This window comes from Propionicimonas paludicola (assembly GCF_002563675.1).
GTDB lineage: Bacteria > Actinomycetota > Actinomycetes > Propionibacteriales > Propionibacteriaceae > Propionicimonas > Propionicimonas paludicola.
The window spans coordinates 2,838,122-2,863,134 of the sequence record NZ_PDJC01000001.1; the positions used below are offsets into that span (position 1 = coordinate 2,838,122).

Genomic DNA, 25,013 nt, shown 5'->3' on the forward strand with positions numbered 1-25,013 from the left:
GAGGGGACGGCTCGCCCCGGGTCGGACCCGATCACAAGGGCCGTGCGACGACACCTCATTGCCGGCCCTGAGGCAGTGGGCCGAGCAACTCGGCGGCGATAGATTGGGGCTCCGCCTGAAAGGACGTCCGCGATGCCGCTGCTCGAGCCATATGCCCCCGATCCGAACCGCTACGACGGACGGATGCCCTACCGCAAGCTGGGCCACAGCGGGCTGAAGCTGCCGGCCATCTCGCTGGGGCTGTGGCACAACTTCGGCGACGACGTCCCCTTCGCCAACCAGCGGGCCATCCTGCGCCGGGCCTTCGAGCTGGGGATCACTCACTTCGACCTGGCCAACAACTACGGCCCGCCCTACGGCTCGGCCGAGACGAACTTCGGACGCCACTTCCGCGAGGACTTCGCGCCGTTCCGCGATGAGCTGATCATCTCGACCAAGGCCGGCTGGGACATGTGGCCCGGCCCGTACGGCGACTTCGGCTCGCGCAAGTACCTGCTGGCCTCGCTGGACGCCTCGCTGGCGCGAATGGGCCTTGACTACGTCGATCTCTTCTACCACCACCGGTTCGACCCGGACACCCCGCTGGAGGAGACGATCGGTGCACTGGATACCGCCGTCCGCAGCGGCAAAGCTCGCTACGTCGGCATCTCGTCCTACTCCGGCGAGCGGACCCGTCAGGCCGCGGCGATCGCCCGCGATCTGGGGACGCCGCTGGTGATCCACCAGCCGTCCTACTCGATGCTGAACCGCTGGGTCGAGGCCGATCTGCTGGACGCTCTGGCCGAGACCGGGATGGGCGCGATCGCCTTCTCACCGCTGGCCCAGGGCATGCTCACCAACAAGTACCTGGGCGGGGTGCCGGCCGGCTCCCGACTGACCCAGGGCAAGTCGCTGGGCTCCGACCTGCTCACCGAGGAGAACCTGGCCCACATCCGGGCGCTGAACGAGATCGCCGCCGGACGCGGTCAGAGCCTGGCCCAGCTGGCGATCGCCTGGGTGCTGCGCGATCCGCGGGTCGCCTCGGCGCTGATCGGCGCCTCCAGCCCAGCCCAGCTCGAAGACAGCGTCGGTGCCGTGGCCAACCTCGGCTTCACCGCCGATGAGCTCGCCGCGATCGACGTCCACGCCGTCGACGGGGGCGTCAACCTCTGGGCTGCGCCTAGTCAGGCCTGAGTTCGCCGATGGAGACCGTGGCCGCACCGGACACCTCGCTGGCCCACCGGGTGGGTGAGGTCCGGCTCCGCGTGCTTGGCGCGGACGGGCGTCCGCTGGCCGATACCGAGCTGATCGTCGCTCAGCAGAGCCACGCGTTCAGCTTTGGCAACCTCGGCTTCGACTTCGTCGAGCTGGCCAATGGGCGTCCGCGCCCCGGGGACGCCGAGCTCGCCGAACGCTGGCTGTCCCTGTTCAACACCGCCACCCTGCCGTTCTACTGGCGCGATTTCGAGCCGACGCCGGGTGCTCCGCGGACGGCCGAACTGCGCGCCGCCGCACAGTGGTTCGCCGACCGCGGCGTCCGGGTGAAGGGCCATCCGCTGGCCTGGCACACCTTGGCTCCGCAGTGGCTGCTGGGCGCCGAGCCGGCCGAGGTCGAACAGCGGCTGCGCGGACGGATCCGGCGCGAGGTCTCCGATTTCGCCGGCCTGATCGACACCTGGGATGCCATCAACGAGCTGGTGATCATGCCGGTCTTCACCGCCGAGGACAACGCGATCACGCCACTGGCCAGGCAGAACGGACGGCTGGCCATGGCTCGGCTGGCCTTCGATGAGGCCCGAGCGGCCAACCCGGATGCCACCTTGCTGATCAATGACTTCAACCTGTCCGCCGACTACGAGGCCCTTCTCGACGAGTTGCTCCGTGCCGGACTGCGGCTCGACGCCATCGGCCTGCAAACCCACATGCACCAGGGCTTCCGCGGCGAGGACGACCTCGCCGACATCCTGGAGCGGTTCTCCCGGTTCGGCTTGCCGCTGCACTTCACCGAGACCTCGCTGGTCTCCGGCGAGCTGATGCCCGCACACATCGTCGATCTCAACGACTACGTGGTCGACTCCTGGCCGAGTACCGCCGAGGGAGAAGCCCGGCAGGCCGACGAGCTCGTCCGGCACTACCGGATGCTGGTCGCCCATCCGGCGGTGGCCGCGATCACCTACTGGGGGATCACCGACGCGGACGCCTGGCTGGGCGCCCCGATCGGACTGCTCCGGGCCGACGGCAGCCCGAAGCCGTCGTTCGACGCGCTGCACGAGCTGATCAAGGGCCAGTGGTGGCTGGCCCCGACCCGGGTGGTCACCGACACCGACGGCTACCTCGCGGTGCGCGGCTTCCTGGGCGAGTATCGAGCTCAGCTCAGCGGCGCGGCGGCGTCCGCCGGCTTCACTATGGACGCCGCCGCGACCCAGCTCGACCTCCACCTGCCTGGATCCGAGTAGCCGGCCGTGGAGCGCTTCAGCCTCGGGGACGCCGCCGAACTGGCCGGCGACGTCGGTCCGGACCCGCGACTGATCGGCGTGGTGGCCGAACTGGATCGTCCGATCGAGCTGGACGCCCTGCGCGCGCTCATCGCCGAACGGCTGCCCGACCAGCCGATCCTGGCCCGACGGGTGGTCCGCGACGGACCGGCCACCTGGAAGGCCTGCTGGGAGACCGTCGAGCTCCGGGTCGAGGATCACGTCTACGAGGTGCCCACCTCCGACCCGCTGCGCACGGCGACCGACCTGGTCAGCACCGACTTCGGCCACCGAGTTCCGGCCTGGCGACTGATCCTGCTGCGCGGACCGCAGACCTCGGCGCTGCTGTTCGCCGCCCATCATGTCCTGCTCGACGGCGCGACTGCCGTGGGGGTGGTCGGCTCATTGCTCGGCGCCGACCTGACCGTCCCGATGCCGCCCGCCCGGCGCCGCCGGTTCCTGGGCTTCCTGGGCCTGCTGGCCGGGGCCAACGCCGGGGTAGCCAAGACGTCCCTGCTCACCCCGATCACGGCCGGCTTCCGGCTGGCGACGGTGGACGCTCCGCTGGCTCCGGTGCAGGCCGCGGCCCGACGCTGCGGCGCAACGGTGAACGATGCGCTGCTGCTGGCCGCCGCCGAAGCGCTGCGCGCGGTGGCCGCCGCCCGCGGCGAACAGCTGGGACGGGTGGTGTTCAGCGTGCCGGTGACCGGCCAAGCGCACCCCGGTCGTCAGGTCGGACGCAACGAAGTGGCCGCCATGGCGGTCGCCATCCCCGATCCCGCCGGACGTGATGACGCCGCTCAGCTCGTCCGGATCGCCGGCCGGACCCGCTGGCGCAAGCTGCTGGCCCACGGCTTCCCCAGTGCCGGCGCCTTCGCCGGCGTGCTGGCGCTGCTGGGTCGACTGGGCTGGTACCGTCCGCTGTTCAGCCGGCAGCGAGCCATCACCAGCCTGCTCACCAACCTGCGCGGCCCGGCCGAGCCGCTGAACCTGCTGGGCGCCGAGGTGACCTCGCTCACCGCGCTGAGCCCGGCACTGGGCAACGTCACCGTGGTCTTCGCGGCGGTCAGCTACGCCGGAACCCTGCGGATCACCGCCCGGCTGGATCGCTCGGTCTGGCCCGAACAGGACGTCCTGACCTCCACCCTGGCCAACAGCCTCGACCGACTGGCCGGCTCCGCCGGATCGCCGCAACGCACGCGGACGCGGTAGCCCGGCTCGCGCCTGAATGCGCGACTGTCCGCCATGCCCCGTACGGTGGACCGGTGATGTTGGATGCCCTCGCCGCGCTGCGGCGGCTGGTCGGGAACCCCGACGCCGATTTCCGCGACGGCCAAGCCGAAGCGATCCAGGCGCTGGTGGCCGACCGGCGGCGGGCCCTGGTCGTCCAGCGCACCGGCTGGGGCAAGTCGGCGGTCTACTTCGTGACCACCATGCTGCGCCGCGCCGAGGGCGCCGGGCCGACGCTGATCGTCTCCCCGCTGCTCGCGCTGATGCGAGATCAGATCGGTGCGGCCGAACGCGCTGGGATCCGCGCGGTGACCCTGAACTCCTCGAACGCGACCCAGTGGGACGAGGTCCGCGAGGCGCTGCGCGCCGATGCCGTGGATCTGCTGCTGGTCAGCCCGGAGCGGCTGAACAACCCGGGCTTCCGCGAGCATCAGCTGCCGGACCTGGCCGAGAGATGCGGCCTGCTGGTCATCGATGAAGCCCACTGCATCAGCGACTGGGGCCACGACTTCCGTCCGGACTACCGGCGAATCAAGGATCTGCTGGCCGACCTCCCGGCGTCGACGCCGGTGCTCGCCACCACGGCCACGGCCAATGCCCGGGTGGTCGCCGACGTGGCCGAGCAGCTGAGCGTCGGGGCGGACGGCTCGCCCCACGAGGTGCTCACTCTCCGCGGCGGCCTGGCCCGGGACTCGCTGCGACTAGGGGTGCTGCCGATGGCCAGCCCCGTCCAGCGGCTGGCCTGGCTGCACACTCACCTGGCCGAGTTGCCGGGCAGCGGCATCATCTACACCCTCACTGTGGCCGGCGCAGAGGATCTGGCCCGGTCGCTGCGGTCGGCCGGCCACGAGGTCGCCGCCTACACCGGCCGCACCGACACCGCCGAGCGGGAGCTGCTCGAAGGCAGGCTGCGGGCCAACGAGGTGAAGGCGCTGGTCGCCACCAGCGCCCTGGGAATGGGATTCGACAAGCCTGATCTCGGCTTCGTCCTGCACCTGGGGGCACCGTCCTCTCCGGTCGCCTACTACCAGCAGGTCGGACGCGCCGGCCGTGCCACCGAGCGGGCCGACGTGGTCCTGCTGCCCGGTCGGGAGGACGCGGAGATCTGGCACTACTTCGCCACCTCGTCGATGCCGCAGCAGGAGCGCGCCGAGGCCGTGATCGGGGCGCTGGCCGAGGCCGGGCGTCCGCTGTCGACGGCGGCGCTGGAGGCCGTCGTCGACATTCGCCGCTCGCGGCTGGAGTTGCTGCTCAAGGTGCTCGACGTCGAAGGCGCGGTGCAGCGGGTCACCGGCGGCTGGGTGGCGACGGGGCGTCCATGGAGCTACGACGCCGAGCGGTACGAAAGGGTCGCCGCGGCGCGGGACCGGGAGCAGCAGCTGATGGTCGCCTACGAGACGACCAGCCAGTGCCGGATGCGGTTCCTCCAGGAGGCGTTGGACGATCCGTCCGCCGCCGACTGCGGGCGCTGCGACACCTGCCTGGCCGCGGCCGGGCAGCCGTCGTGGTTCGACGCCTACATCGACGAGTCGAAGGTGGCGCTGGCCGAGGAACAGCTCGCCCAGCTCGGCGTGGAGATCGAGCCTCGCTCCATGTGGCCCACCGGGATGGACCGGCTTGGGATCCGCATCAAGGGGCGGATCGCACCGGATGCGTCGGCCGCGTCCGGGCGTGCGGTGGCCCGGCTGACCGATCTGGGCTGGGGCTCGGAGCTGCGCGCGCTGTTCGCCGCACCGGACGCCCCGCTGCCGACGAAGCTCGCCGCCGCCTGTGTGGAGGTACTCAAGGCGTGGCCGTGGGACCGTCGGCCGGTGGCGGTGGTGGCCATGCCGTCCGCAGGCCGTCCACAGCTCCTGGACAGCCTGGCCCGCGGGCTGGCCCAGGTCGGCCGGCTGCAGTACCTGGGGGCAATCGATCTGGTGCGGACGGAGTCGTCCGGCCCGGGCGGCAACAGCGCCTTCCGGCTCGCGGACGTCTGGGGCCGGTTCGCGATCAGCCCCGAGTTGGCTTCTGCGCTGGCCGGCCTCGACGGCCCGGTGCTGCTGGTGGACGACCTGGCCGACTCGCGATGGACCCTGACCGTGGCCGCGAAGCTGCTGCGTGAGGCCGGGGCCGACGAGGTGCTGCCGTTCGCTCTGGCCGTCGTGGCCTGAGCCGTCCCTCGGCCACACGCGCTGTCGGTTGCGAGTTACGTCCGCACCGCGTCCCGGCGGTCGGCCACGGTACGCGCTTGTGCCCCCTGGCCCGCTCGGTTCGCCGAAGACCTCGTGACGACGCCGCACCGGCGAACTACATTGGCAGTTCCACCCTGATCGGAGCCGTATGGACGCATCCGCACCGCTGGACCCAGGACCCTTCTTCCACGGCACGAAAGCCGACCTCGGGCTCGGCGCCACCATCGAGCCCGGCTTCGCGTCCAACTTCGGACGCGGTGACCGCGCCAACTTCGTCTACTTCACGGCCACCATGGACGCCGCCGTCTGGGGTGCCGAGCTGGCCGCCGGTGAGGGCGCTGGCCGGATCTACCAAGTCGAGCCGGTCGGAGCCTTCGAGGACGACCCGAACCTGACCAACACCCGCTTCGAGGGCAACCCGACCCGCTCCTACCGCACCCGCGAGCCACTGAAGGTGGTCGGCGAGGTGGTCGACTGGCAGCCACACCCACCGGAGGTCCTGCAGCACATGCTCGACCACGTGGCCGAACTCAAGGCCCAAGGCGTCGAAGCCATCAACGACTGAACGTCAACGACTGCCCGCCGGCTCGTCGGCTGGCAGCAGACCGCGCTCGGCGAAGACCTTCTTGGCGATGAAGGTCGCGTTCAAGGCCCGCGGGAAGCCGCAATAGACCGCGGAGTGCAGGAGCGCCTCGACGATCTGCTGCGGGGTGAGCCCGACATTCAGCGACGCGTTGATGTGTACCTCCAGCTGCGGTTCACAGCCGCCGAGCGCGGTGAGCATCCCGAGAGTGACGAGCTGACGGTCTCGCGGTTCGAGGCCCGGACGAGAGTAGATCTCTCCGAAGCCCCAGGCGACGACCTGATGGGCCAGTTCCGGGGAGATGTCCCCGAGCGCGTCGATGACCTTCACCCCGGCGGTCCCGTCGATCGCCTCGAGCACCTCCTTGCCGTGCTCGAAGCGCCGCTGTCGTTCGGTCATCTCAGTCATCCCCTGCTCCGTTCTGCGCGTGTGCTTGTTGTGCGTCTAGCTCGGCTTGGTAGGCCGTGAGCTTGTTGGCCAATGCCAGCTCGTGAGCATGCAACCGCGCGATCTTCTCGTGCAGGTTCGCCTGATGCGCCTGGAGTAGTCGCAGACGAGGCTCGGTCGTGATCGGACCTTGTGCCCGCAACACCGCGTACTCGCGCATCTGGGCGATCGGCATGCCGGTCTCCCGAAGCCGCAGCAGGAACTTCACCCACTCCACGTCCGCCGCCGAGTAGCGGCGCTGCCGTCCGGAGTTCCGCGCAACCGACTGGATCAGCTCGGCACGTTCGTAGTACCGCAGTGTGTACGCGGTCACTCCGGTCGCCGCGCTCATCTGCGCAATCGTGAGCCCTGCCTCGTCCTCTGCCACACCAGCAGGCTAGAAGCTAGAGCGCGCTCTAAGTCAAGCGCTAGTCGATCTCATCGCCAGTGGTGGTCGACCGATGGACGCCTGATCGGCACAACCTGCGAGACGAAGAGGTCGGTCCCGTGTCTGGCCCAGGACTGTCCGCTGGGCGCGAACCTTGCGAGTGGTCCACACTGGCGGCATGGAGATCGAAATCGGCGAGGAGACCATTCGCCTAGGTCAGCTGCTCAAGTTCGCCAACCTGGTCGCCGACGGCGCAGAGGCCAAGACGCTGATCATCGACGGCGCCGTCCGGGTCGACGGCGAGGTCGAGACCAGGCGCGGACGCCAGGTCGGCATCGGCTCCACCGTCGAGATTGACCTTAGGCAGGGACGCCAGGAGCTGCTCGTCGTGCACCCGGGAGGCCGGGGCCGGCTCCTCAGGCCGACCCTGCGTGACTCACGCTCGGACGGGCACACCGAGCCCGCGGGCGACCGCTAGGCCCGCGGTCAGGAGAGCCTTCGGCGGCGCGGGCGCGTCCAGCTCGTCGCCCTGAAAGCGGCCAGATCGCGGCCGAACTCGGCAAACCTCCAGCGCCCAGCGGTCTTGCACACCTACGCTCCGTTCATGCCGAACAAGAAGGCCGACGCCCTCGGACTCACCACGCTGTTGGTCACCGTCATCGCCGTCGGCATCATTCTGGGCTGGGTAATGGAGGCCACCCAACCGCTGAGGAGATTCTTCAACCCGGAGCCGCCAGTTTGGAGCCCCCTCGGCCTGCTCGAGCCTCTCCTCTACGTCGGGGCGATCATGTTGGTTGCCGCCTGGTTCGCGGTCATCGCCGTCCTTGAGGGGCAACGCAGCCTGAAGGCAGAACTCGAGCAGCAGCGCGCCGAAGTGGCAGCTCTCCGGCTCGAGATCAAGGACCGGCCCAGCGCGCCGCCCGAGCACGATGCGCTGCCTGACCAGGGCGAACCCGAGATCGAGTACCGCTAAGGCGCGATCCAGCCGAGCCACCCGACCGATCCCTGAGCCGGTCCAGGAGGCTAACCTCGCCGTGACAAAACGCGGCCAAAGCCGCAGTGCTCCGGCGCGAAGGATGAGGGTGTCCTACGCTCCGACCATGCGGAACAAGAAGGCCGACGCCCTCGGACTCACCACCTTGGTGGTTGTTGTCGTTGCCGCCGGGGTCGCAGCAGGCGCGTTCCTGAGGCACACCGACTACGGCGCGATCTTCAGCGAGCAGAACCCCGTCGGGCTCGCCGAGATCACACAGCTGGCGCTACCCGTCTGCGCGGTCGCACTGATCATCGCCTGGTTGGCGGCGAGCGCGGTTCTCGAGGGGCAGCGCAGCCTGAAGGACGAACTGGCACAGCAGCGCGCCGAGCTGGCTGCGCTCCGAGCTGCGATGACTGCCGCCGCAGAGCAGGACCACCAGGCACTGCCCGCCGGTGGCGAACCCGAGATCGAGTTCCGATAGGCGACTGCGCAGCCGGTGCGGTTCAGCGCAGGAACAGCGAGCGGAGCCGGCGCGTGGTGAAGGCGATACCCAGCACTGACAAGGCCACGAAGTAGCTCAGGTGGACGGCAGTGGACGCCTCGAAGTGGCCCACCGACAGCTGGCGCATCAGCTCGACGCCGTGCCACAGCGGCAGCGCCATGATGAACCACTGCACGGCCTGCGGGAACGCCGAGATCGGGAACAGAGTGGCCGAGAACAGGAACATCGGCAGCAGCACGATGTTGATCCAATCCATCTGCTGGAAGGTGGTGAAGTAGCTGGTCACCGCCATCCCCAGGGACGCGAAGCCGAGTGCGATCAGCAGCGCCACCGGGATCATGGCCAGCGCCCACCAGCTGGTGGCCAGGCCCAGCGCGGCGATCACCGCCGTGAAGCCCAACGCGTAAAGCAGGCCGCGGAACAGGGCCATGAAGATCTCGCCGGCGGCCACGTCCAACGGGCCGAGCGAGGTGGCCAGCATCCCTTGGTAGAGCTTGGCGAAGCGCAGCTTGAAGAACACATTCCAGGTGGAGTCGTACAGCGCCCCGTTCATGGCGGACGTGGCCAGCAGCGCCGGCGCGATGAAGGCGGCGTAGGCGATCGGACGCCCGCCCGGCCCGGTCACGTCACCGACCAGGGCACCGACCCCGTAGCCCATGCTGAGCAGGTACAACACCGGCTCGAAGAAGCCGGACACGATGATGGCCCAGTTCTGGCTGCCGACCACCCGGAAGCCGCGCTCGACGACAGCGCGAACGTTGCCAGAGGAGTTGGCGGCGAACCAGCCGCGGACGCCGCCGTCCGGACGCACAGAGGTGGCACTCACTTGGTCAGCCTCCGTCGGAAGTTGCGGACAGTCAGGACGCAGCCGATCGTGGCGGCCAGGACCAGGAAGCCCAGGTGGAACCCGATCTCAGCCCCGGACAACGGCAGCCCGAAGCTCAGCGCCCGGGCCAGCTGCGTCCCGTGCCACATCGGGGAGATCCAGCCGATCCACTGCAGGTAGATCGGCATCGTGGCCAGCGGGTAGAAGGTGCCGGCGAACAGGAACATCGGGTTCAGCACGAACCGCTGGATCATCGAGAACTGGAAGCCCTCGTTGGCCAGGGTCGCCGAGTACGCCGCGATCGGGGCGCCCAGGGCCAGCCCGGACAGCGCGCCGATCGGGATCATCAGCGCCGACAAGCCGCCACTGGTGGCCCCCAGACTGATCAGCACCACCCAGAAGATGGCCGATTCACCTAGTGAGCGAATGGTCACGGCGACCAGCTCGGCGATCGCCACTTGGCCGGCACTGCCCGAGGTCGCGGCCCGGGCGAAGTACAGCTCCTGCCACTTGAAGCCGCTCATCACCGGGAACATCATCTCGTTGCTGAACGACATCACCGCCGTGGAGACCAGCAGCCCGGGCGCCACGAAGATCAGATAAGGGACACCGTCGATGCCGCCACTGCGTCCGTCCACCAGGGCACCCAGACCGACACCCATGGCCAGCACGTACAGCAGCGGCACCAGGACTGCCCAGCCGAAGATCGAACTCAGGTAGGCCTTCATGCTGAACAGCCGCCATTCGGCCTGGTACCACCAGCCCCAGCGACGCACCTTGGCCGCCTGCCGGGCGGCACGCGCCACCCGATCGGTGCCGGGCGGCGTGACGGACAGAGTCAACTCACTCAACGAGGCTCCGTCCGGTCAGCCGCAGGAACACGTCCTCCAGCGATGAACGGCGGACCAGCGAGGTCACCGGCTCCAGCCCGTCATGACGGACCGCAGCCAGGGTCTCCTCACCGTCCTCGGTGTACAGCAGGACGCGATCAGGCAGCGCCTCGATCCGGGTGGCGAAGCCGCGCAGCCGGTCGACGAGGGCCGCGTTGCGCTCCGAGCCGAAGCGCAGCTCCAGCACCTCGCGGGTGGAGTACTGCCGGATCAGCGAGGCCGGGCTGCCCTCGGCCACGATCCGGCCGTGGTCCATCACCACCAGGCGATCGCAAAGCTGTTCGGCCTCGTCCATGAAGTGCGTGGTCACGATCAAGGTGACCCCGGTCTCCTTCAGCCGAAACAACCGATCCCACAGGATGTGCCGGGCCTGCGGATCCAGGCCGGTGGTCGGCTCGTCCAGCAGCAGCACGCTGGGGTCGTTGATCAGCGAGCGGGCGATGGTGAGCCGCCGCTTCATACCGCCGGAGAGGTTGTCCACCTTCTCATTGGCCTTGTCGGTGAGCTGGGCGAACTCAAGCAGCTCGGCCGCCTTGGGCCGCAGGTAGGAGTAGGGCAGGCCGAAGTAGCGTCCATACATCAGCAGGTTGTCCCGGGCCTTGAGCTCGGGATCGAGGTTGTCGGTCTGCGGAACCACGCCCAGACTGGCCCGCACCTCGGGGCCGTGCACCTCCGGGTCGAGGCCGTTGACCAGCAGCGTCCCGGACGTGCGCAGGCTGGTGCCGCCGATCATTCGCATGGCCGTGGACTTGCCGGCACCGTTGGGCCCGAGCAGGCCGAACGACTCCCCCGGCGCGACCTCGAAGTCGATCCCGTCGACCGCGTTCAGCTCGCCGTAGGTTTTGGTGAGGGCGTGGGCTTCGATGACAGGCACCGGATCACCGTATCGATCAGGTCCGACAGTCTCCACCCAAGCCCAGGAACTCCTTGGTCAGGGCTCAACCAACTGCCCGGCCACCTCAGTCGAGATGGACGCTCAGCGCAGCGGCCGAGTCCCGGGCTCGCTGCCGGGCCTGCTCGACGTCGGCGCCGCGGGCCAGCGTGACCGCCACTCGGCGTCGTCCGGCCACTGCGGGCTTGCCGAACAGCCGCAGCTGAGCGGTCGGGCCGGCCAGAGCGGCGTCCACGCCGGTGAACCGAGGGACGCCGGTGCCTTCGGCCAGCACCGCGCAGGAGGCGGCCGCCGGAGCGTCCGGCCCGCCCAAGCGGGTTCCACCCCCGGCCGGCAGGCCGAGCACGGCCCGGGCGTGCAGAGCGAACTCGGACAGATCCTGGGAGACCAGGGTGACCAGCCCGGTGTCGTGCGGACGTGGGCTGACTTCGGAGAACAGCACGTCCTCACCGACGATGAACAGCTCCACCCCGAACAGGCCCCAGCCACCCAGCGCGTCGGTGACCTTCGCAGCCACCTCCTTGGCCTTGGCCAGCGCGGCAGGCGGCAGCGCAGCCGGCTGCCAGGACTCGCGGTAGTCGCCGTCCACCTGGATGTGCCCGATCGGGTCGCAGAAGTCGGTGCCGCCGACGTGGCGGACGGTGAGCAGGGTGATCTCCGAGTCGAAGCGGACGAAGCCCTCGACGATGCACCGGGCCGCGGTGCCGGTACGAGAACCGGACTGTGCGTAGTCCCAGGCCGTGACCAGGTCTTCCGGCGTCCGCAGCACCGACTGACCCTTGCCCGAGGACGACATCACCGGCTTCAGCACGCAGGGCAGGCCGAGGACGTCCACAGCCTCGGTCAGCTCGTCCAGCGTGTCGACAAATCGATAGGGCGAGGTCGGGATGCCGAGCTCCTCGGCGGCCAGCCGGCGGATCCCTTCCCGGTCCATGGTCAGCTGGGTGGCCCGCGCCGTGGGCACCACCCGGACGCCGCCGGCCTCCACCTCAGCCAGGACGGCCGTGGCGATGGCCTCGATCTCGGGGATCACCACGTCCGGAGCTTCGGCGGCCAGGACGGCCCGCAGCGCGGCGGCGTCCAGCATGTCGACCACGTGGCTGCGATGGGCCACCTGCATGGCCGGCGCGTTCGGGTAGCGATCGACGGCGATCACTTCGGCGCCCAGCCGCTGGAGCTCGATGGCGACTTCCTTGCCGAGCTCGCCGGCGCCGAGCAACAGCACCTTGGTCGCCGAATCAGACAGGGGAGTGCCGAGCACACCGGGAGTGAATGCCATGGCGCATATCCTGCCGTGCCGGGCCCCGGCTCGCCGACTCCGTTCAGGCCCGGTCGCGTTACGCTGCCGCAGTGAGTGTCGAGCTGCCGTCCACGATTGCGGCCCGGGTCGAGCACGAGCTGGTGATCAAGAAGTCCCGGTTCATCGCCACCATCGTCCCGGTGCTCAGCGTGGCCGAGGCCGATGCCGAGATCGCCGCTCTGCGCCGCCACTACTGGGACGCCCGGCACAACTGCGTGGCGCTGATCGTCGGCCGCAACGCCGACCAGCAGCGTTCCTCCGACGACGGCGAGCCGTCCGGGACGGCCGGCGTCCCGATGCTGGAAGTCCTCCGGCAGCGGCACCTGACCGACCTGGTCGCCGTTGTCACCCGCTACTTCGGCGGAGTGCTGCTGGGCGCCGGCGGGCTGGTCCGGGCCTACTCATCCGCCGTGTCCGAGGCATTGGACGCCGCCTCGCTGGTCCGTCGGGCCGTGCTCACCGAGGTCGGCGTGGACGTCCCCGCGGCCGAGGCCGGACGTGCCGACAACTGGCTGCGCGAGTGGGCGTCCGGGCATGGCGGGGTGCTGGAGGCGCCCACTTGGAGCGAGTTCGCCCGCTTCACCGTGCTGGTCCCCCCGGCTCAACTCGGCCCGTTCGCCGATGATCTGGCCGCCTTCTCGGCCGGCTCGCTGCGCCTCGATCCTGGCGCCGATCGGGTGGTCGACCTGCCTCGCTGAGGCGACCGGCGCAGGCGACCGCTGGTCGCGACCCGGGCAGACCATTCTCGAACTCCGTGGCCGGGCACGTCGTTCGGCTACGGCCGAGGTGCCACTCGGGGCACAAGGATACGTTTTTCGAATGGTCTGCCCGGGTCGCTCCTGGCGCTACGACAGCCTGGTGGGGCGGACCGTTCGCAGAACCTATCCCTTCCTCACCCAACCCCCGACAACCCACAACCGACCAGAAGACCCGACCACCACGTTCAAGAATGGTCCGCCCCACCGGACACCCAGAAGCTCGACGGAGCGGACGACAACGGAACCGTCCCCACCGAGACGCACCTCAGGCGGCATCCCTGAACGACAGCCTGGTGGGGCGGACCGTTCGCAGAACCTATCCCTTCCTCACCCAACCCCCAACAACCCACAGCCGACCCGAAGACCCAACCACCACGTTCAAGAACGGTCCGCCCCACCGGGCACCCAGAGGCCACAACAAGTGGAGGGCAACGGAACCGTCCCCACCGAGACGCACCTCAGGCGGCATCCCTGAACGACAGCCTGGTGGGGCGGACCGTTCGCAGAACCTATCCCTTCCTCACCCAACCCCCGACAACCCACAACCGACCCGAAGACCCGACCACCACGTTCAAGAATGGTCCGCCCCACCGGGCACCCAGAGGCCACAACGAGTGGACGGCGACGGAACCGTCCCCAGCGGTCAGGAGCGGTTGGTGCGGTAGCGCAGCGGGTTGGGCTTGCAGGGGGCCTCGGTGGCGATCTGCAGGGAGCCGGCGATCAGACCGGCGTCCCGCAGCTGCCAGAGCTTGGGGACCAGGCGATCCCGCAGCCCATAAGGGTCGATGGTGTTCAGGTAGATCTTGGTGGCACCTTCGAAGCCGGCCAGCGTGGACGTCCGCCACTTCAGCATCACGCGCCAGGGCATCGGCAGATCGGTGTCGATCGGACGGTAGTGCCACTCCTCATTGCAGGGCACGGCCACCCCGGTGGCGGCGTGCATGGCGTGCACCAGGTCCGAGACCGCGCGCAGCTCGTCCTCGGTGTGGTTCCACGGGTCGCAGGCCTCGGACTTGGAGTAGATCTCCACGGTCGGGTAGCGATGTCCGAAGCCGGCGAACGCGATGGCGAACTCGTTCTCGGCCAGGATCAGATTCTTGTAGGCGGCGTAGTTGGGGCCGAACTCGTTGTAGATGTTCGGGTTGGCGCGCAGCCGCTGCATGGCCAGCTCATGCTGGACGCCACGCTCGTCGATGGCCACGAGCTGCTTGTGCAGATGGTCGAACGACGCCCCGGCCGGACGCAGCCAGTTCTGGAACACCGCCACGTAGCGGGCGTAGCGATTCGACTCGAACAGCCCGGCTGCCGACTCCACGGTGAACTTCTGGAACTGGTGATGCTCGTCCGGAGTCAGGGTGCCCGACGAAGCCAGCTGAGTGTTATCGGTGGCGCCGTCCACGAAATGCCGGCGGGCCACGATCACGTCGTGGCCACCGCCGAAGAACCCGGACGCGTACTCCAACCGCTCGTCCTCGCCGAGAGCTGCGATCTCGTCGGGGGTACGCCCGCTGGCGGCCAGCTTGGCCGCGACCACCGAGAGCACGTGGGCCTTGCCGGCCGGCGAAGCCAGGTAGGCGTCACGGCGCTCGCGGATCCGGTCGGGCAGCTGGTAGCCGTAGTTCAGGTGCCAGTAGTCGTAGCTGAGGATCTCGAACAGGTTCGGAATGCGGCGGAACTCGGCCACCGTGGCGTCCAACTCCTCGGCCGGGGTCCGATAGCGGGTCTCCCAGGCACCGTCCGGACGGCGCACCACCCGCGACTTCTCCGGCGGGGTCTCGAGCTTGCGGCCGTTACAGAAGGCGCAGTGACGGTCGTGTTGGGCGGCGTCCAGCGGGACCGGATCGGGCAGGCTCACCCCGAGTGGACGGTTCCCGCGGCCGGCCACGGTCCACACCTCGGTGCCGCTGAACGGATTGAGTTGCTTGGTGGTGCCGTCCTTGAGTTGCGTCAAGAACTCCGGATCACGGAGATACGGCTGCACCACGGTAGAAACCCTTCACCCATTGCGAGTAGTTGTCGCGATCAGGGTAGTCGCGCGGCGCCGTCGCGCCCAGCCACCGGCACCTGGCGATCCTCGGCCGTGGTCAGCGACCGTCCAGGATCCGTCCGATCAGCCGGGACGCCGCGTCCCAGGCGCGTGGATCCGCCGTGGTCGGGGCCATCAGCTGCACGTAGGACCGGATGGCCAGGATGCCCATGGCGTCGTCCTGGTCAGCCTCGGTGGGCTGCGACCGGTCCCGTCCCCGGGAGACGGCGACCAGCTCGGCCACGCCGGACAGGCCGGGGCCCATCAGCTCGACGATGGTGGCCTGCAGTTCGGGGTGCCGGGCCGCGTAGAGGGCGATCTCAATGGCCAGCACCTGGGTGAGCTTGAGCGACTCGCTGGCCTCCAGGACGCGCAGCGCGTCCGGGTTGTCGTGATTCTCGGCCAGCCAGACCCGGTTGCACTCGCCGACCTCGGCGGCCACGGCGAGCAGCAGGTCCTCCTTGCTGGCGAAGTTGGCATAGACCGCTCCCTTGGTGAAGCCGGCCTCCGCGGCCACATCACCCAGGCTGGCCGCCTCGTAGCCCCGCTCGGCGAACAGCTTGGCGGCGGCCTCGATCAGCCGAGCCCGGGTCTGTTCCGAACGCTTCCGCGCCGAGGACGACCCCGCCTTGCTGATCCGAGCCGAAGCCGCCGAGAGCTCCTCGGAGGCAGCCCGCAAGGAGCCCGCCACTTGGGCGTTCACATCCATGCCGACCTCACCCAGGTTCTTGGTCACCGACCTGGTCAGGGCACTGACCGCCTCGGCGAGCGCCTTGGTGGCCGCTCCGATGTCCTCGTTGCTCACCTGTGAATCGTACACCGTTCGGTATGACATACCGTGTGGTATGTTCCATGCCGTACGGAATCTACCGAGAGGAATGTCGTGGAGGAGATCTTGAGGATCGAGGGGCTGCACAAGCGGTTCGGGAAGGCACCGAAGGCTGTGGACGCCAATGCCGGCATCGATCTCAGCGTCGAAGCCGGAGCCGTACTCGGCCTCCTCGGCCACAACGGAGCGGGCAAGTCCACCCTGGTCAACCAGGTAGTCGGACTGCTGCGTCCGGACCGCGGCCGGATCACCCTGGCCAGCGTGGACGCCATCGCCCACCCGGACGTGGCTCGTAGGCTGGCCAGCGTCCAGGCCCAAGCCAATGTCCCGATCACCGGCCTGACCCCACTGATCGCCATCGAGTTGGTCGGACGGATCCGCGGCGGCAACCCGACCGAGGTCCGCCGCCGCTCCCGCGAACTGATCGACGCCCTCGATCTGGGCCCGTGGGCGAACACCCCGGCCGAGAAGGTCTCCGGCGGCATCGCCCGGCTGACCGCGTTCGCCATGGCCGCAGTCACCCCGGGCCGCCTGGTGGTGCTGGACGAGCCGACCAACGACGTCGACCCGGTCCGCCGGCGGCTGCTGTGGGAGCAGCTGCGGCGCCTGGCCGATGACGGCGCCGCCGTCCTGCTGGTCACCCACAACGTCCGCGAAGCCGAGCACGCCGTCGATCACCTGGTGATCCTCGACAACGGCCGCGTCCTGGCATCGGGGACCACCGCCCAACTGACCAGCAGCCTGGGCGACACCCTCAACCTGGAACTCGAGACGCCTCCGCAGATCACCCCGCACTGCCCGCTCGCGCTGGACAGCACCTCACACGGCCCCACCCACTGGCAGCTCCGGGTGGCGTCCGCCCGGGCCGCCGAAGCGATCGCTTGGGCAAGCCAGGAGCGGCAACTCGGCCGGATCGACAGCTTTGCGATCAGCCCGCGTTCCCTCGAGGACGTCTACATCGAACTGGTCTCACCCGAACGGAGCGCAGCATGAGCACGATGATCGCCGACCCGATCAGCCCGACCCGGGTCGAGGCTCGGCAACCACGGCTGCCGCGTTCCGTGCGGCAGTTCGGACTGATGCTGCAGTGGCAGCTGCGCCGCAGCGGCCAGTACCTCCCGCTGCTGATCGTCGTCCAGACCATGCTGGCAGTGGCCACCGTGATCGGCTACGGCCTGCTGGCCGGCGAGGTCAGCGAGTCGATCGGGCTGTACTTGGCCACCGGCGCGCCGACCATCACTTTGATCACCGTCGGTCTGGTGATGACGCCGCAGTCCACCGTGCAGGCGCGGACCGAAGGCAGCCTCGACTGGCTGCGGACTCTGCCCCTGCCCCGGGAGATCTTCCTGCTGGCCGACCTGGCCATGTGGACCCTGATCGCCCTACCCGGGACCGTGATCGGCGTGATCGCCGGTGCCGTGGCCTTCCACGTCAGTCTGACCGTGACCTGGTGGTTGGTGCCGGCCGCGCTGTTGATCTCGCTCACCTCGGCGTCGCTGGGCTACGCGATCGGGACCCTGCTCCAGCCGATGCTGGCCCACCTGATCTCCCAGGTGCTGATCTTCACGGTGATGCTGTTCACCCCGATCAGCTACCCGGCCGAGCGACTGCCGGAGTGGGCCCAGACCGTCCATCAGTGGCTGCCGCTGGAGCCGATGGCTCAGGTGATGCGGGCCGCGCTGGCTCCGCAGGCGTTCCAGACCGATGCCCGGGCCTGGCTGGTCCTCACCGGATGGTGCGTGCTGGCCGTGCTGGGTGCTGGGGTGGCGCTGCGGCGCCGGAGCTGATCGCTGTCGGCTAGGTGGCCAGCCCGTCCGAGGGATCCGTGACCAATGGACGCGGACGGGTGGCCAGCCAGCCAGCGACCGCGGCGGCCACGAAGCTCAGGTAGCTGACCAGCGGGTGGGCGGTGATCAGGTCGAATAGCGGCTGCAGGATGGTGGACGTGTCGGTGAGCACCGCTACCGCCCAGCAGACCGAGGCCAGCGCCGAGAAGCTGGCCAGCCCGATCCGCAGCCAGCGGTAGCCACTGCGGGTGGCCAACAGCAGCAGCACCGGCAGCACCAGGGCCACCACCACCAGCTGGGCCAGCTCGACCCCGACATTGAAACCCAGCACGGCGATCACGGTGGCCCGGGTGTCCAGGCCCAGGTCGAGGATGGCCGTGGCGAAGGCCGTCCCGTGCACCAGGCCGAAGACCCCGCCCACCACGATCTCGCCGCGCCCGGTCAGCGGCCGCAGCGCGTGGATGGCGGCCACCAGGATCGACCCGGCCACCGCCACCTCCACCGGCGTGCTCGGGAACTGGATCAGCCCGAACGAGACCAGCGCCAACGAGGTGGTGTGGCCGGTGGTGAAGGCCGTGACGATGCCGAGCGTCCGGCCCAGCGCCGAGCGCACCGGACGCCGCCCTGCCCACCGGCCACCGACGGCCACCAATGGCGCGGCCAGCAGCAAGGTGATCAGGAACAGCAGGTGATCGGTGCCGTCGGCGATGTGTTTTGCACCCAGGCCGACCATGGCCGCGAAGCCGGTCCAGGCCGACGCCGTGCCACGCTCGATGCTCAAGTGGGGGTTGGCCGCGTCCAGACTGCCCAGCGGAGCCGGACCGCCCTCACCGACCTGGCCGGCCTCCAGATCCGAGACCAGGAAGACGAAGGCCTTGTGGCCGGGCAGTTCGTTGAGCACCAGCGAGTAGTCCAGCTGCAGATCGCCGTCCAAGTGGCCCGAGGGCGGCGTCGCGCTCAGCCGGACGTCCAGAGCCCGGGTGCCGTTCACCTCCTGCGGCTCCAGTGACGTCACCGCGAGTTGGTAGGGCAGCGCCGCGGCATCGGTGAGCCGCACCCCGCCGAGCACCCAGGCCGTGAGCGCCGGACGAGCCGCGGCCACGGCCTCGGCAGTGCCGTCCAGGTGCTGGCCGGCGGCCTGGTTGAGCTTGTCCAGCGGGATGGCCAGCTCCACGTCCACCCGGTCGGCGCGGACGGTCAGGTAGACCGCACTGGCTCCGATCGGATGCGCCCAGGCGGTACCGGCCGGAGCCACCACCGCCAGGACCAGTGCTGCCAGCAGCACCCGAACCACTCGCTTCACGAGACCGCCTGCTTTCGCTTGCGGCCGGCCAGCCACCAGGTGAGCCCGCCGATGCCGAGCACCAACGCCGCACCGAGGCCGACCGCCGGAAGCCAGTTGCCGGTCAACCCGGCCATCGCCGGTTCCGGGCGCGGCGCGGTCGCCGGGTCGAAGGTCCAATCGTGGCTGGTGACGTGGCCGTTGTAGACCGCCTGAGTGCCGTCCGCCCCGGTCGCGACCGTGGCGTAGGACGCCTCCAGATCGGTGAGCAGGCCCAGCTCGATGCTGGCCTGGTGCACCGGGGCCGCGCAGGTGAACACCACGCTGGCTCCGGCTGTGCCCAAGTCGCCGAGCTCGGGACGGCCCGGCTGGCACTCTTGGCCACCGCTGACCACCCGGACTCGGGAGGTCAGGTACTTCGCCAAGGCTGGGGAGTCCTGCAGCAGCCGGACGTCGTCGGCCTGCGGCGTGATCGCTCCGTCCAGCATGATCCGGTCGGCCGGCAGCAGACCCAGATCGTAGGCCAGCCAGCTCAGGTCGTCGGGGGCGCCGACCTTCCAGGTCACCCGAACCTGATCGGGCGCGGCCAGGCTGAGGCTCGCCTGCTGCGGCGGCCCCATCGGATGGGCCTGAGCCGCCCCGGCCGGCCCGGCCAGGGCCAGCACTGCGGCCAGCGGCAGCAGCAGCCACCGCCACAACGCCGGTTGGCGGAGGTGATCACCCACCCCCGCCAACCGCTCGGGTCGACCCGTCACCGCACCGCCAGCGGCTTGGTGGTCGTCGAGCCGGTGTACTTGGCCTTGTCGGACGGCACGAAGGTGGCCTTGATGGTGACCTTCTTGGTCTTCGGCCGATCGACGGTCTTGACCGCCACGCCCTTCTTCACGGTGATCGTGTAGCTCTTCGAACCGACCTGGATGATCACCTTGCCGACCGCATTGCTGGGGCTCACCGTGACGGTCACCCGCAGCTTCTTATCGGTCAGCGCGGTGCTCACCTTGGTGGAGGTCTTCACCGGAGCCTTGACCACCGTCACCTGCACGGTGGCCCGGGAGCCGTTGTGCAGTGCATCACCGGTGTACTCCAGGGTGAGCGTGTGGGTGCCGACCGAGAACCGGCCACCGGTGAAGGTGAGCGTCCCGGTGCCGTCGATCAGCCCCGGACGACCGAGCAGCGTCTTGCCTTCGCGGACGTCCACCGTGCCGGTGGGCAGGCTGGCCCCGCCGGTCACCTTCAGCTTCAGGGTGGCCGTGGCATTGCCGTTGACGGTCAGCGGGAGTGCGCTGACCACGGTGTCGGCCTTGGCCACGCTCGGCTCGGTGACCTTCACAGCGATCGCCGTGTGCGACGGGTCGTGGGTGGCGTCACCGGCGTAGTCCACGGTCACCGGGTAGGTGCCGACCGGAGGCAGCGAGTTCACTGTGCACGAGACCGAGCCGTTGCCGATGGTGCCCCGGCACAGCTCGTCCTCACCGCTGGCGAACTGGACGGTGCCGCTGGCCGATGCCGGGCTGATCGTTGCCGACAGCACCGGGGAGGTGCCGAAGACCACGCTCACGTTGCTGGCGCTGAGCTTGGTGGCCGTGCGATCCGGGACCGGAGTGGCCTTCACCGTCACCTGCCGGACGGCCTGAGCCTGGTTCTGGTTGGCATCCACTGCGGAGTAGACCAGGGCGTAGCTGCCCGGCTTGCTGGTGTCGACCGAGCCGACCACCTGCAGGCTGCCGGAGACATCGCCGTCGGCGTTGTCGGTGGCGGTCACCTGGGCCAGGGCGTCGAAGCCAGCATCCTGATCGACGATGGTGTCGGTCGGGAAGCTGATCTTCGGCGCGGTGACGTCGGTGCCCTTCGCGGTGGCCTCGAAGACCCCACCGAACTGGTTCACGCTGCCCACCACATTGCCGTCGGCATTGGTGGTGGTCGCGGTCCAGGCGTAGGTCTTGCCGGCCTCCAACCCGGTCCAGGTCACCGAGGCCGGGAAGCCCGACTTGGCGGTGGCCGTGCCGATCACCTGATCGGTCGGGCTGAACACGCTCAGCGCCGAAGTGGCGAACGAGGTCTTCCGGCTGGTCAGATCGACCGGGACCGTGAAGTTGTCCTCGGACCCGTTGTAGCGGGCGGCCGGATCGTTGGCGGTGTTGCCGAAGGCGTCGAAGAACGGCGAGTAGGTGTCCACCGACATCGTCGAGTCCTTGACGTTGAACTGCAGCACTCGCTGGTAGGCCGCCCCGAAGTAGAGCTGGTCGGTGGCCTTGTGGTCGACGGTGCCGTCGCCGTTGGTGTCGACCGAGCCGTCCGGAGCGATCACACAGGTCGGGCAGGTCTGCTTGGTGAAGATCTTGCTCGCCGGCAGCGTGTAGTTCTGGTAGTCAGCCAGCATTTCCACGGTGTGGTGGGTGATCTGGGTGGTGTTGGTCTGGTAGGTCTTCAGGTTCGTCCCCACCCCATGGATGTGGCCGGCCAGGACCAGGAAGACGTTCGGGTTGGCCGCGGCCACCTGCTGGTAGAGCCGGGAGCCGTCGCCGGTGGTGGCCACGTCACGGCCGTCCGGGTGGGACGCGGTGGCTGCCGCCAGGTAGGAGTGGGTGATCAGGATCCCGTTGCGGTCGCGGTAGCGGGCGAAGACCTGGTTGGCCCAGTCGGCTTCGGCCTTGGTGACGCCATAGGACAGGCCGACCGCGACGAAGTCGAGGCCGCCGGCCGAGAACAGCACGTAGTTGTTCTGGTTGTCGCCGCCCTGGCTGGTGGTCTTGCCATCGGCATCGGCGGTCTCGTCCCACGCGTGGTAGGACGCTCCGGCCGGCCAGCCCTGCGCCTGCGCGTAGTAGTTGGCCGCACTGAACGCCTTACTGAACCGCGAGGTCGGGCCGGTCTCGACGCCGACCTGGTTGTCGTGGTTGCCGGCGATGGTCTGGTTGACCACTCCGGAGCCTTCCAGGCGCTTGAACTCCTTCGAGGCGAAGGCGTTCTCCTCATCCACGTGCGCGTTCAGGCCGGGGTACATCGGGCTGCCGTCGGGGTTGGTGGCGTCCGGGTTCACCAGGTCGTTGTTGATGATGTCGCCGGTGTTGGCGGCGTACACGATCTTCTTGTCCTTGGCGTTGTCAGCGGTCCACTGCAGGGCCTGCGAGTAGGCCAGCGCCCACACCGCCTGCTCGTCGGCGGTCTGCACGCCGGACGAGGAGGTGTAGGTCGGGCTGGCCGGCCACTTGCCGGAGCCGCCGGTGGCGCCTTCGGCGATGAACTGCGGATCGGTCCAGTGGACGAAGGAGAAGTCGTAGCTCTCCGGCTTCTCGAAGTGGTTCTTCTCGTCGGGGGTACCGGCCGAGGAGTCGTGCGCGGACAGGTTGTCGGCGAACGGGTCATTGCCGACCACCAGGACGTGCACCTTGCCGGCATCGACGGCATCGGACGGCGCGGTGCCGGACAGCACCACCTCGCCGTCGGCCAGGCCGGACGCGCCGTCCAGCTTCAGCCACTTGGCCGAGGCGGCGTTCCACACGTACAGGGTGACCGCCCGCTGCGGATCGACCACACCGCTCCACCGGATCATCCGGTCGGCGTCGGCGGTGCCGACCTCCACATCGAAGCGCTGGAACGGCATCAGGTTGTGGCTGGACGGGCTGGCCACCGGCTGACCGGCGGACAGCTGGTCACCGGTGAAGTTGGTGCCGTCGCTGTAGCTGAAGTCCAAGGTGGCCGGAACGGTGGCGATCGAACCGGTGAAGCCACCGGTCGGCAGGTTCGGGATCGCCTGCCGGAAGGTGGTGCTCAGCTGACCCTTGGTGGCGCTGGCGGCCAGCGCGGACAGAGTCACCGAGCCCTTGGCCTGGGTGGTGTCGGTTCCCGAGGCCAGCGGGATCGCCGCCGAGCTGAACGGCACCGTCCACGAGATCGGGTGGCCGAAGTTGTCGGTGGCGGTGACCGTCAGGTTGTGGCTGCCTGCAGCCAGCCCGGCGCCGATCTCCTGACCGACGGTGATCGGGACGCCGTCCAGGGCGTAGCTCCAGCCGGTGGCCGAGCCCTGGTTGGTGATCGTGGCGTTGAAGGTGACCGGCTCGGTGATCGTTGCGCCCTTGGCCGGCACGGTCGCCTTCAGCGAGACGTCCACCTGGCGGGCGCCGCTGACCTGGTAGTTCAGCGCCTCGACCTGGGCCGCGGTGAGCGCGGTGCTCCAGACCCGGGCGCCGGCGACGGTGGACGGAGCCAGGAACTCGGGGTAGCCGCCGACCTTGGTGTCGCCGCCGATCACGAAGTACTTGGCGTCGCCGTCGGGGGCACCCAGGGTGCCGGTGACCGCCGCGGCCTCGGCCAGAGCGCCGTCGATGTAGAGCTTGTAGACCGAGCCGTCATAGGTGGCCACCACGGTGTGCCAGACGCCGGTGGTCAGCACCGGACTGACCACGCTGCGGTAGCCGCCGTCGATGTAGGCCATGGTGCCGATCTTGTTGCCGGTGGCGTAGACCGAGATGCCGCCGGTGTTCTTGCCCGAGCACACGTCCAGCTCGGATGGGGTCGGCACCGGGCCGTTGAACCGGAAGTCGCACTCGATGCTGAAGGTGTTCAAGACGTTGGGGGACTTGGTGGCGTCCCACGCGTTCGGGATCGGGTAGACCACGGCCTGGCCGACGCCGTCGAAGGTCGCGGCCTTGCGGCCCAGGGCCACGTCGGTGGAGATCTGCGGATCGGCGTACGGGTCCGGAGTCGCGCCGGACGCCCTGTCGGTGAACGAGCCGCCGGCCAGATCGACATCCAGGACGTCCGCGGCCGGCACGGTGGCCGGAGCGGCGGTGTCGGCGGCGTAGACCGCGGCCACCTGGTCGGCGGTCAGCGCCGAGCTCCAGATCCGGGACAGCGCGATCTGCGACTGGGCGAACTTCTCCGGCAGACCGGAGCCGTTGGTGTCACCACCGAGGACGAAGTAGCGTCCGCCCGGGGCGCCGACCAGGCCGGTGATGGCCAGGCGGCCCACCTCGGCGCCGTTGATGTAGAGGACCATGGCGGCACCGTCGTAGGTCGCCACCACGTGGTACCAGGTCTTGAGGGTCAGATCCTTGGCGTAGGTCAGGGTCCGGTAGGCACCGCCGATGTAGAACGACGCCTTCACCTTCGACCCGTTGACCTGGATGGCATAGCCACCGGTCTGGATGCCCGAGCACGATTCGTGCTCACCGGACGGCATCGAGCCGACCGGGGCGAACCAGCACTCGATGGTGGCTCCGGTGGTCAGGTTCGGGCTGTTCAGCGGGTTCCAGACATTGGCCATGTCGTAGACGTAGGCGCTGCTGCTGCCGTCGAAGCCGGCCACCACCTTGTTCACCGCGTCACTGACCGTCACCTTCGGGGTGCCGTAGGTGATCACCGTGCGGTTGGCCGCACGGTCAGCCGGCGAGCCGTTGCGGAAGTCGACGTTCAGCACGTCCGCGGCCGGCACGGTGACCTCTGCGTGGGCCAGCGTCGGGACGGTCAGCGCCGACCCGACGGTCAGGGCAGTGGCGAAGCTCAGCGCGAGCGCGACCAGGCGGCGCCGACGCGGGGCGGGCCGGGCGCCAGCAGGCACAGGTGACATGGGCGATCTCTCCTCAGGGCAGGGCGACATCGCGTCCGGGTGTTCGCCGGACGACGCCTTCGGGAGGCGAGGAGCAAAGTCCCCGCCACTGCTGAGGCAATCAAGGCCGGGTGTACGAGACC

At 69.3% G+C, this 25,013-nt stretch carries 22 protein-coding genes; 11 read left to right on the forward strand and 11 right to left on the reverse strand.

Annotated features, from left to right (window positions below):
- Positions 1–132: 132 nt before the first annotated feature.
- From mgrA to arr, 5 genes are all read left to right on the forward strand, one after another.
- Positions 133–1,173, forward strand: coding sequence for an L-glyceraldehyde 3-phosphate reductase (gene mgrA / locus ATK74_RS13105; protein ID WP_098461457.1), 1,041 nt, complete (start codon positions 133–135; stop codon positions 1,171–1,173).
- 8 nt (positions 1,174–1,181) lie between these two features.
- Positions 1,182–2,435 carry an endo-1,4-beta-xylanase gene (locus ATK74_RS13110; RefSeq protein ID WP_098461458.1) on the forward strand — a complete coding sequence of 418 codons (1,254 nt, stop codon included), beginning with the start codon at positions 1,182–1,184 and terminating at the stop codon, positions 2,433–2,435.
- A 6-nt stretch (positions 2,436–2,441) separates the two neighbouring features.
- Positions 2,442–3,665, forward strand: coding sequence for a WS/DGAT domain-containing protein (locus tag ATK74_RS13115; protein ID WP_098461459.1), 1,224 nt, complete (start codon positions 2,442–2,444; stop codon positions 3,663–3,665).
- Positions 3,666–3,721: 56 nt separating this feature from the next.
- A complete protein-coding gene (locus tag ATK74_RS13120) occupies positions 3,722–5,836 on the forward strand; it encodes a RecQ family ATP-dependent DNA helicase (protein ID WP_211283464.1) in 2,115 nt (704 codons plus the stop codon).
- A gap of 169 nt (positions 5,837–6,005) precedes the next feature.
- On the forward strand, positions 6,006–6,422 hold the full coding sequence (gene arr / locus ATK74_RS13125) for an NAD(+)--rifampin ADP-ribosyltransferase (protein WP_098461461.1): 417 nt from the start codon (positions 6,006–6,008) through the stop codon (positions 6,420–6,422).
- 3 nt (positions 6,423–6,425) lie between these two features.
- Here the strand turns inward: arr and ATK74_RS13130 are convergent, their stop codons facing one another.
- Positions 6,426–6,848 (reverse strand): carboxymuconolactone decarboxylase family protein, encoded by a 423-nt coding sequence (locus ATK74_RS13130; RefSeq protein WP_098461462.1) that lies wholly within the window; start codon positions 6,846–6,848, stop codon positions 6,426–6,428.
- Positions 6,841–7,254, reverse strand: coding sequence for a MerR family transcriptional regulator (locus ATK74_RS13135; protein ID WP_098461463.1), 414 nt, complete (start codon positions 7,252–7,254; stop codon positions 6,841–6,843). The genes ATK74_RS13130 and ATK74_RS13135 overlap by 8 nt, the downstream gene beginning before the upstream one ends.
- A 178-nt stretch (positions 7,255–7,432) precedes the next feature.
- On the opposite strand from ATK74_RS13135, the gene ATK74_RS15770 reads away from it, so the two are divergent.
- The 3 genes from ATK74_RS15770 to ATK74_RS13150 all read left to right on the forward strand — a co-directional run bounded on the left by ATK74_RS15770 (position 7,433) and on the right by ATK74_RS13150 (position 8,711).
- Complete coding sequence (locus tag ATK74_RS15770; protein ID WP_098461464.1) at positions 7,433–7,732, forward strand: RNA-binding S4 domain-containing protein; 300 nt, start codon at positions 7,433–7,435, stop codon at positions 7,730–7,732.
- A gap of 126 nt (positions 7,733–7,858) precedes the next feature.
- Complete coding sequence (locus ATK74_RS13145; protein WP_098461465.1) at positions 7,859–8,227, forward strand: DUF1129 domain-containing protein; 369 nt, start codon at positions 7,859–7,861, stop codon at positions 8,225–8,227.
- 127 nt (positions 8,228–8,354) lie between these two features.
- Positions 8,355–8,711 carry a hypothetical protein gene (locus ATK74_RS13150; protein ID WP_143483677.1) on the forward strand — a complete coding sequence of 119 codons (357 nt, stop codon included), beginning with the start codon at positions 8,355–8,357 and terminating at the stop codon, positions 8,709–8,711.
- Between the two features lie 22 nt (positions 8,712–8,733).
- Here the strand turns inward: ATK74_RS13150 and ATK74_RS13155 are convergent, their stop codons facing one another.
- The 4 genes from ATK74_RS13155 to purT form a co-directional block, all read right to left on the reverse strand.
- On the reverse strand, positions 8,734–9,558 hold the full coding sequence (locus tag ATK74_RS13155; RefSeq protein ID WP_098461467.1) for an ABC transporter permease: 825 nt from the start codon (positions 9,556–9,558) through the stop codon (positions 8,734–8,736).
- A complete protein-coding gene (locus ATK74_RS13160; protein WP_211283381.1) occupies positions 9,555–10,409 on the reverse strand; it encodes an ABC transporter permease in 855 nt (284 codons plus the stop codon). Before ATK74_RS13160 ends, ATK74_RS13155 begins: the two co-directional genes overlap by 4 nt.
- Positions 10,402–11,322 (reverse strand): ABC transporter ATP-binding protein, encoded by a 921-nt coding sequence (locus ATK74_RS13165; RefSeq protein ID WP_098462275.1) that lies wholly within the window; start codon positions 11,320–11,322, stop codon positions 10,402–10,404. The genes ATK74_RS13160 and ATK74_RS13165 overlap by 8 nt, the downstream gene beginning before the upstream one ends.
- Positions 11,323–11,407: 85 nt before the next feature.
- The gene (gene purT / locus ATK74_RS13170; RefSeq protein WP_098461468.1) at positions 11,408–12,619 is read right to left on the reverse strand and encodes a formate-dependent phosphoribosylglycinamide formyltransferase; all 1,212 of its coding nucleotides are present in this window, start codon (positions 12,617–12,619) and stop codon (positions 11,408–11,410) included.
- A gap of 71 nt (positions 12,620–12,690) precedes the next feature.
- Between purT and ATK74_RS13175 the strand changes: the two genes are divergently transcribed.
- The gene (locus ATK74_RS13175) at positions 12,691–13,338 is read left to right on the forward strand and encodes an IMPACT family protein (protein ID WP_245840934.1); all 648 of its coding nucleotides are present in this window, start codon (positions 12,691–12,693) and stop codon (positions 13,336–13,338) included.
- A gap of 703 nt (positions 13,339–14,041) precedes the next feature.
- Here ATK74_RS13175 and ATK74_RS13180 read toward each other — a convergent pair.
- Together ATK74_RS13180 and ATK74_RS13185 are read right to left on the reverse strand one after the other, a co-directional pair.
- The gene (locus ATK74_RS13180; protein WP_245840936.1) at positions 14,042–15,379 is read right to left on the reverse strand and encodes a DUF4921 family protein; all 1,338 of its coding nucleotides are present in this window, start codon (positions 15,377–15,379) and stop codon (positions 14,042–14,044) included.
- A gap of 103 nt (positions 15,380–15,482) precedes the next feature.
- Complete coding sequence (locus tag ATK74_RS13185; protein ID WP_169923860.1) at positions 15,483–16,229, reverse strand: helix-turn-helix domain-containing protein; 747 nt, start codon at positions 16,227–16,229, stop codon at positions 15,483–15,485.
- Between the two features lie 78 nt (positions 16,230–16,307).
- Between ATK74_RS13185 and ATK74_RS13190 the strand changes: the two genes are divergently transcribed.
- Complete coding sequence (locus ATK74_RS13190; RefSeq protein WP_098461471.1) at positions 16,308–17,246, forward strand: ABC transporter ATP-binding protein; 939 nt, start codon at positions 16,308–16,310, stop codon at positions 17,244–17,246.
- Positions 17,243–18,040 (forward strand): ABC transporter permease, encoded by a 798-nt coding sequence (locus ATK74_RS13195; protein WP_098461472.1) that lies wholly within the window; start codon positions 17,243–17,245, stop codon positions 18,038–18,040. Before ATK74_RS13190 ends, ATK74_RS13195 begins: the two co-directional genes overlap by 4 nt.
- Positions 18,041–18,050: 10 nt before the next feature.
- Here ATK74_RS13195 and ATK74_RS13200 read toward each other — a convergent pair whose 3' ends face one another.
- Genes ATK74_RS13200 through ATK74_RS13210 form a run of 3 tightly spaced genes read right to left on the reverse strand, consistent with a single transcriptional unit; the run spans position 18,051 to position 24,891 of the window.
- Positions 18,051–19,343, reverse strand: a complete 1,293-nt coding sequence (locus tag ATK74_RS13200) for a HupE/UreJ family protein (protein WP_098461473.1) — start codon at positions 19,341–19,343, stop codon at positions 18,051–18,053.
- Entirely contained in the window at positions 19,340–20,047 is a 708-nt protein-coding gene (locus ATK74_RS13205) for a hypothetical protein (RefSeq protein WP_098461474.1), read from the reverse strand. Before ATK74_RS13205 ends, ATK74_RS13200 begins: the two co-directional genes overlap by 4 nt.
- Before the next feature lie 26 nt (positions 20,048–20,073).
- Complete coding sequence (locus ATK74_RS13210) at positions 20,074–24,891, reverse strand: LamG-like jellyroll fold domain-containing protein (RefSeq protein WP_169923861.1); 4,818 nt, start codon at positions 24,889–24,891, stop codon at positions 20,074–20,076.
- Between the last annotated feature and the right edge of the window lie 122 nt (positions 24,892–25,013).

Excerpts from the sequence above, each read along its gene's own strand:
- ATK74_RS13150 (WP_143483677.1), top strand. The coding sequence starts at position 8,355 with ATGCGGAACAAGAAGGCCGACGCCCTCGGACTCACCACCTTGGTGGTT.
- ATK74_RS13120 (WP_211283464.1), top strand. The coding sequence starts at position 3,722 with ATGTTGGATGCCCTCGCCGCGCTGCGGCGGCTGGTCGGGAACCCCGAC.
- ATK74_RS13210 (WP_169923861.1), bottom strand. The coding sequence starts at position 24,891 with ATGTCACCTGTGCCTGCTGGCGCCCGGCCCGCCCCGCGTCGGCGCCGC.
- purT (WP_098461468.1), bottom strand. The coding sequence starts at position 12,619 with ATGGCATTCACTCCCGGTGTGCTCGGCACTCCCCTGTCTGATTCGGCG.
- ATK74_RS13195 (WP_098461472.1), top strand. The coding sequence starts at position 17,243 with ATGAGCACGATGATCGCCGACCCGATCAGCCCGACCCGGGTCGAGGCT.
- mgrA (WP_098461457.1), top strand. The coding sequence starts at position 133 with ATGCCGCTGCTCGAGCCATATGCCCCCGATCCGAACCGCTACGACGGA.
- ATK74_RS15770 (WP_098461464.1), top strand. The coding sequence starts at position 7,433 with ATGGAGATCGAAATCGGCGAGGAGACCATTCGCCTAGGTCAGCTGCTC.
- ATK74_RS13110 (WP_098461458.1), top strand. The coding sequence starts at position 1,182 with ATGGAGACCGTGGCCGCACCGGACACCTCGCTGGCCCACCGGGTGGGT.
- ATK74_RS13130 (WP_098461462.1), bottom strand. The coding sequence starts at position 6,848 with ATGACTGAGATGACCGAACGACAGCGGCGCTTCGAGCACGGCAAGGAG.
- ATK74_RS13145 (WP_098461465.1), top strand. The coding sequence starts at position 7,859 with ATGCCGAACAAGAAGGCCGACGCCCTCGGACTCACCACGCTGTTGGTC.
- arr (WP_098461461.1), top strand. The coding sequence starts at position 6,006 with ATGGACGCATCCGCACCGCTGGACCCAGGACCCTTCTTCCACGGCACG.